The organism is Rhodococcus sp. NPDC057014 (assembly GCF_042673295.1).
Lineage (GTDB): Bacteria > Actinomycetota > Actinomycetes > Mycobacteriales > Mycobacteriaceae > Rhodococcus_F.
Genome location: NZ_JBHUSF010000426.1, coordinates 1 through 6,235 on the forward strand (window position 1 = coordinate 1; position 6,235 = coordinate 6,235).

The 6,235-nt window shown below is 65.9% G+C and carries 8 protein-coding genes and 1 pseudogene; 6 read left to right on the top strand and 3 right to left on the bottom strand.

From position 1 onward, the window contains the following. Positions 1 to 401, bottom strand: a pseudogene (locus ACFTZB_RS41685) (hypothetical protein); the annotation flags it as partial. Between the two features lie 549 nt (positions 402 to 950). Here ACFTZB_RS41685 and ACFTZB_RS41690 point away from each other — a divergent pair. From ACFTZB_RS41690 to ACFTZB_RS41705, 4 genes are all read left to right on the top strand, one after another. Then, positions 951 to 1,076: a hypothetical protein gene (locus ACFTZB_RS41690; RefSeq protein WP_378441213.1), complete on the top strand. Its 126-nt coding sequence runs from the start codon at positions 951 to 953 to the stop codon at positions 1,074 to 1,076. Between the two features lie 472 nt (positions 1,077 to 1,548). After that, a complete protein-coding gene (locus ACFTZB_RS41695; protein ID WP_378441215.1) occupies positions 1,549 to 1,719 on the top strand; it encodes a hypothetical protein in 171 nt (56 codons plus the stop codon). A 156-nt stretch (positions 1,720 to 1,875) separates the two neighbouring features. Further along, on the top strand, positions 1,876 to 2,229 hold the full coding sequence (locus ACFTZB_RS41700; RefSeq protein WP_378441217.1) for a hypothetical protein: 354 nt from the start codon (positions 1,876 to 1,878) through the stop codon (positions 2,227 to 2,229). After that, positions 2,214 to 2,546: a hypothetical protein gene (locus tag ACFTZB_RS41705; protein WP_378441219.1), complete on the top strand. Its 333-nt coding sequence runs from the start codon at positions 2,214 to 2,216 to the stop codon at positions 2,544 to 2,546. Before ACFTZB_RS41700 ends, ACFTZB_RS41705 begins: the two co-directional genes overlap by 16 nt. Positions 2,547 to 2,839: 293 nt before the next feature. On the opposite strand, the gene ACFTZB_RS41710 is transcribed toward ACFTZB_RS41705, so the two are convergent. Continuing rightward, positions 2,840 to 3,190 carry a hypothetical protein gene (locus tag ACFTZB_RS41710; RefSeq protein WP_378441221.1) on the bottom strand — a complete coding sequence of 117 codons (351 nt, stop codon included), beginning with the start codon at positions 3,188 to 3,190 and terminating at the stop codon, positions 2,840 to 2,842. Between the two features lie 287 nt (positions 3,191 to 3,477). Between ACFTZB_RS41710 and ACFTZB_RS41715 the strand changes: the two genes are divergently transcribed. After that, entirely contained in the window at positions 3,478 to 3,960 is a 483-nt protein-coding gene (locus tag ACFTZB_RS41715) for an STAS domain-containing protein (RefSeq protein WP_378441223.1), read from the top strand. Between the two features lie 703 nt (positions 3,961 to 4,663). On the opposite strand, the gene ACFTZB_RS41720 is transcribed toward ACFTZB_RS41715, so the two are convergent. Beyond that, complete coding sequence (locus ACFTZB_RS41720; protein ID WP_378441225.1) at positions 4,664 to 4,927, bottom strand: hypothetical protein; 264 nt, start codon at positions 4,925 to 4,927, stop codon at positions 4,664 to 4,666. Positions 4,928 to 5,247: 320 nt separating this feature from the next. Between ACFTZB_RS41720 and ACFTZB_RS41725 the strand changes: the two genes are divergently transcribed. Continuing rightward, positions 5,248 to 5,955, top strand: coding sequence for a DUF4352 domain-containing protein (locus tag ACFTZB_RS41725; protein ID WP_378441227.1), 708 nt, complete (start codon positions 5,248 to 5,250; stop codon positions 5,953 to 5,955). Positions 5,956 to 6,235: the final 280 nt, after the last annotated feature.

The window sequence follows — 6,235 nt, forward strand, 5'->3', positions numbered from 1 at the left end:
GGGACGAACCATAGGTTGCGAAGCTCAACGCCCGGCATGAGATTTGCGATCGGGTTCTCGTAGCGACGCCGAATGAGGGGCACAAAGCTGTCATCCCCGCTGCGGGTCTCGGTGCTTTCGATTGTCGGATCGAATGTCACCTGGACGTCGTATGCAACCGACTGCCCATAGTTGCGGACCACGAGATCTGCGGTGCCTCGCTCCGATGGATGCACATCGCGCACGAGCTGTGCACCTACCATCGGGCGGGAACGGTCTCGGCTATCTCGCTCGGAAGCCTTCAGTGTCCTGATTCCGACCGCGGTCGCGACGACGACTGAGATTGCGGTGACGATTGCCCCGCCCGCTGTTCCCCAGGCACTCACGAGGTCAGTGGTCGGAGAGGCGAGGTACGCGATCAATGCGGATCCTTTCGAATGGGACCCGAGTGTATTCGTCCGCCCTGACGCGAACGTCGTGTGTTATCGCGTAGCGCGGATTCCGATCTCCCACCACGGGTTCGCATGGCGCCACGGAGTCAGTCGATTCCAGTCGTCGAATACCTGTCGCCATCGGTCTGCGGACAGCCTGTGCAATACCGTGTATGCCGGCACCTCGTCGCGGAGCATAGTTTCGGTAAATCCCAGGTCTCGGAGCCGGCGCATCACGTCGAGGCGGACCATGTCGGATTCGCACCAGGCCAGGTGGGTGTCGTCTACCGTGATCTGCCCCCCAGCGGGCATCGGGCAGCAGGTGTTTGCGGCCCGGCCGCAGCGGGACGATCACCGCCATATCCCCGGGAATGGGCGGTAGATAGCACCTGGCGTAGCGACTGTGGGCTCGCTGTAGCCAGAGTCCCGGGATTCCGAGTCACGATGTGAGCTTCGCTTCGTAGCGAGCGGTGTCGGTACACCCACACGCACGCCACACACAGGTGTCGGGCGGCCAGGTTCGTCCAGGATTCGAAGCCGGTGAACCGCCGGGATATCACCTGCCCGACCGGCGTCATCTCCGTCGTGAACTGGCCGCACCGCGCGCACCCCGCCAACCGATCCGCAGGCGCGGTGGGTTCCGGGATGCCGCCGGCGGCGGTGTAGGCGGCCCACACCACACCCTGCTCCGCGGCGGTCAGCGTCGGCGCCGTCACGGTGTTGCTGTGCGCGGCCGACGCCTCGGGGATATTGCTCGGCGATCTCGCTCGTGTCCCGGGCCAGCCAGGTCAGCTCCCCGGCCGCGTGGTCCGCGGCCGTCATCAGATCCGCCCACTCACACTGCGGGCCCCGGACGCACACCAACGCCAACTCGTTCTCGGACAACGTCTGCCACAGCTGCTCCACCGCGGACGACCCCATGCCTCCCATTCAACCGCAGCACACCGCCGGTCCCCGGGATCGGAGTCGGCCATGTCGCAACTCGGCGCCGTACCCGGCACAAATCGTCGTGTCGCTCTACCGGCTATTAGCACCCATATGGGCCATAGTCTTTGTGTCGACGCGGGAGCGGAGCTCTTCTCGAAGGCCGGCGTGGGCGCAATTCTGATCACCCGCACGCTCAGGGCAGGATTGGCTCGTGAGCGACCGAACCGCAGCAGACCTCGAACGTGAACTCGCCATGCTCGCCTACCTGCGCGACCGCCTCCGCGCGTCGGAGGGCGGAGACTTCCGGCCTCCGACCACGAGTGTCGATCAGGTTCTCGATGAGCTCAACGGCCTCGAACAGTCGCCGTGGGATCCGACATGATTTCTCCTGGCATCACCCGAGTGCCGGGGAGCATTTGCCGGCCCCCTCCTGAACGCACTGTAGAGCCCACTGAATGAACAAAACCCCGGTGACATGCACGAAGTGCAGAGGCCGATCCGGGGTCTTCGCGATCAACCGTACACGACTCGGAGTGAGATGACGAACCGCCCGACTACCCTTGTCACCAGCCTGCAAACGGGGCTGACCAGCGAACGGCTGGCACCGTATGTGCGCGCTGCGGGCGGCGACATCGATCGTGCTCTCGACCTGTACGAGTGGAACACCCAGGTCAGCGCCGCACTCTTCGCTGACTTCAGCTACTTCGAAGTCATCCTGCGCAACGCCTGCCACCGCCAGCTCCAACAGTGGGTGGCCAGGCAGAACTCGACCACCCCGTGGTACCGGCACCCTGCACTGTCTGCACGGTCGGCAGACGACGTCACCAAGGCCCGCACCCGCGCAGCACGAGGACGCAGACAGGAAACCGAAGGCGCGTGGTCGCCGAGCTGATGTTCGGATTCTGGCGCTTCCTGCACTCGAGATCCTACGAGGCAACACTGTGGACGCCGGCCCTGCGGCACGCCTACCCCCACCAGACGCCGCGCCGGCGCAGCGATGTATACACCCGCCTCGACCACCTCAACACCCTGCGCAACCGCATCGCCCACCACGAACCCATCCACGGACCCACCGTCGGAGACACCGGCAAAGACATCGCCGCCCTCCACCACGAACTCCTCACCATCCTCACGTGGATCGACCCCACGATCGAAACCTGGCTCCGCGCGCAAAGCCTCGTTCCCCGCCTCCTACAACAACGGCCCTGATCTGCCAAGAAGGCGTGACCAAATATGAGCGAACCCCGTGAACGGCGGACTGCCTCACCAGTCGTCAGCGGTCCGCAACTGTGTCTCGTCCGCCGGTGCCGAGGTCAATCAGAGTAATGACATCGATTGTCTCCGAGAACGATAGGTTGTCAGGTCTTCACCTCCTAACCGTGACCGTGCGAGACAAGTTCCTCCCAACTCGCCGACGACCACAGAGCATGCGTCTATCGACTGCGGTCGCCGCACGAATACAACAGAGCAGCAACGCTTCTCGAGTGCGGATGGTGCGGCGATCAGACCAGTCGCCATATCTTGGCGGTTCCGGTCGGATCGAATGCAGTGCGGAATGCCCGAGCCTCGTCCAGGCCGTCCACTGCGAAGACCGATTGCAATCGAGATGGTGCAGCCGGGAAATGTGCGCGCCGCACATTCTCCCAGGCCAACTCGATCACGTGATCGGTGACCTGAAAACGAGCGTCTGCACTGACGAAGTTGTTCTCACCGTGGGCGGCGACGCCGTCTGGGAACAGTACGTCCAGGTGATGTTGAAGCACCGCCGGGGTAATGTCGTCGTAACGGGTGAGACCAAGTGTTTGTCCCTCGTGGAGGCTTCCTCTTCGATCCACTGTATAGAAGCGCGGCATCTCAGCAGCCTCTCTTGTCGAGCGAGATCTCGCAATCCGCGTCACACCGCCTCCCCACGTGCCCGGGCGGCCCGCGGCGAGGTGCCCATTCAGCGGCGTCCGCGGCTGGTTGCGTTCCCACCACACCGCGCTTACCGTCATCTGTAGAGGTTGAGCCAGCAGCCCCGGACTAACACCGGCCCCAGCCAACACCGGGACGACAACCCCACACTCGCGGCCTCACCCCTCCACACGTCTCATCCCCCAAGTACCGTTCCCCGGACGGCCCCCACCCCTGGGAGGACGCCATGACCACGTACCCGCTTTCCTCAACCGAAACACCGCCCGCCACAAGCATTGTCGATGAATTTGCGGACGCGAGCCCCCGCGGGGGGAACGTCGCCCACCGGCAGGCGGACCTGCAGATCCTGATCGACGAGACCGGAGACGGCCCGGCAATGCTCACCGTGTGCGGCAACCTCGACATCGTCAGCGCCCCCATCCTGGCCGCCTGCCTGCACCAAGCCACCCACCACCCCGGCCCCGGCGTGGTGATGGACCTGCTCGACGTACCCTTCCTCGGCTGCCCCGCCCTCGCCGTCCTCACCGCCGCCGCCACCGAACTCGGCCGAGATCACCGCGCCCTGACCGTCGCCGCCGACGAACCACACCGACGCCTGCTGCACCGCACCCGGATCGACACCACCATCGGCTGCTACCCCACCGTCACCGACGCATTCCACGCCGCCCGCACCGCACCCCCACCACCACCGAGTCCCCCGTTCCGCTGATCCCACCCATCTGATCCGCCCACCCGAAACCCACCTACAGCCGCAGACCGCACATTCCGGACCCGACACCGGGGTCGCACCGTACGCGGCCACCGCAAAACAGTCCTCGCAGAATCGGGCCTGAAGAGCGGACTCGGTCTGCACCGTGTCCGGGCAGAAAGCGCTGCCATGGGAGATCGGGCCACCATCATCGACAATGGTGTGATGGTGTGGATCACAATCCCTGGACTTCCCCACCGTCGCTCACGAAGATCAGTCATGCGCCGCTCGTCACTACGTGCAGGTTGACCGTGTAGCGCCCCTGCCAGCTGATATTCATCGTTGGCGGGGGCTGCGCTTGGCTGGCCGCCAGCACAACCCACGCCGCCGCTGGCTGCCACAGACCTCCCCGTCCCGCGACTTCCGGCCGACGGTGTCACTCACGAGACAGTCGCCGCCGCCGCGACCGCGGCCCGCCCATCCGGCGGCCGACCGACAAGCCGACACCACCCCCAGGCGATGGCTGGGTGCACCCAGCCTCGGCAACCCGATACGCCCAGGACCAGCGACGAGCACCTCCGTCGCCCTCGTAGGCTCAGGACCGTCAGGGCGGCGGATCAGGTCAACACCCGGCCAGTCCCGCCACCACGGGGAGAACCCTGCAGCTGTGGTCGCCCCTCCGGGGGACGGTCCCTGAGTGGTTCGTCCACCGCCCAGGGTCGGTCTACCCGGCGGATCCTGGCGTGCTCGGGTCGGCAGTGAGGTCGTCGGTGTCGGCGAAGACCAGGCGACCGTCGTCGAGGGCAACGCCCCACCGATGCACCGGCGCCCAGGCATGCCCGCGCTCCTCGGTGTCGGTCAGCTCGGCGTAGTCCTCGATGATCCGACCGGTCTGCGCCGGTTCGGACGGCCGACGCACCAACACCCGCGCGCCCGCGCCGAACGGACCGGGTTCGGGTCTCGGACTGTGATCCTTCTTCTCGGGCATGGTCTGCGCCTTCCGGTCGGCTACACGCCCGGATCATAAGCACCTCGCCGACGAAACCTCACGCGCGACGCCGCCAGGCCTGGCGATCGACAACGAACCGGCCGGACTCCGGTGCTTGCGCCTGCCGCCAACGGTGCTCCCACCGCTCGGCGAGCACCAGCTCATTACCTTCCCGATTGGATGCAAGGACGCCCGCGCCGGAACTTGCCAGAGCAAAACTCCGCGGCGGCTGACGCGTGTCGGTAACAGAACAACGAAACCGGTCGATATGTGATCTATGTCACCCTCAATGGGTGAAGACAAATCGCCGAAGGACCGTCATGCCCGACACAACCCCACCCTCCCCGCAAGATCCCGAACACCGCGACACCCCTCCGTACGGACCACCCGGCGGAAACATCCCACCGGGTTACCCCCAAGGCGGCCAGCCCGGCGCCTACCCACCGGGCTACTACCAACAACCCCCACCCCCGAAGAAGCACAGGAAATGGCCCTGGATCCTGATCGGTGTCGTCGTCCTCTTCTTCGGCGGCTGCATCGCAATCATCGCCAGCAGCATGGGCGGAAACGACGAACCCACCGTGACATCGGGGAACGGCAGCGGCGGTCAGTCCGCGGACACCGGCCTGACCTTTCAAGGCAAGACCGACGGGGACACCGCCGCCAACGCCGGCGACTCGGTGACCGTCGACAACGTGACCACCACGACCACGCCCCTCGCCGATGAGACCGACCCCTTCAGCTCCGTCCTGTGCACCACGGTCACCATCAACAACGCCGGCGACGATCCCGCCGACTTCGCCGAGTTCGACTGGAAGCTGCAGGACCCGGCCGGCGCCATCCGCAACACCTGGATCACCGGGCGACCGAACGTCCTCAGCTACGGCAATGTCGCACCGGGCGGCACCGCGACCGGAGACGTGTGCTTCGACAACCGCGCCGGCTCCCCACCCGGCCAGTACGTCGTCCTCTACGACCCCTCGTTCGACTTCTCCTCCGACAGGGTCGGCTGGATCAATCAGCGTTAGCAGGGCCAGCGTTGGTCGGCCTACCGGCCCATCAACCCCGGTGCGAGTATCCGATGTCTGTGCGGCCTGCGGGCTGGACCGCAGACCGCCCAGGCCCTCGGCCACTCATCCCTTTCCGCAGAGGAAGCGACGCGGTCCGTTCCGCCGCCCCAGCGGATGCGATGAAGGTAAGACCAGCACGTCGCCCTTCCGTCCGACCTGTCGACCACTGCTGCCCCGACGCTGCAGTCGACCGGACGGGCTGGGAGTGATGCGGGCGGAGGAATCGACAGCTGCGCAT

Bases quoted from the DNA above. Each gene is read 5' to 3' on its own strand.
- ACFTZB_RS41700 (WP_378441217.1), top strand. From the start codon at position 1,876: ATGACGAACCGCCCGACTACCCTTGTCACCAGCCTGCAAACGGGGCTG.
- ACFTZB_RS41710 (WP_378441221.1), bottom strand. From the start codon at position 3,190: ATGCCGCGCTTCTATACAGTGGATCGAAGAGGAAGCCTCCACGAGGGA.
- ACFTZB_RS41715 (WP_378441223.1), top strand. From the start codon at position 3,478: ATGACCACGTACCCGCTTTCCTCAACCGAAACACCGCCCGCCACAAGC.
- ACFTZB_RS41720 (WP_378441225.1), bottom strand. From the start codon at position 4,927: ATGCCCGAGAAGAAGGATCACAGTCCGAGACCCGAACCCGGTCCGTTC.
- ACFTZB_RS41725 (WP_378441227.1), top strand. From the start codon at position 5,248: ATGCCCGACACAACCCCACCCTCCCCGCAAGATCCCGAACACCGCGAC.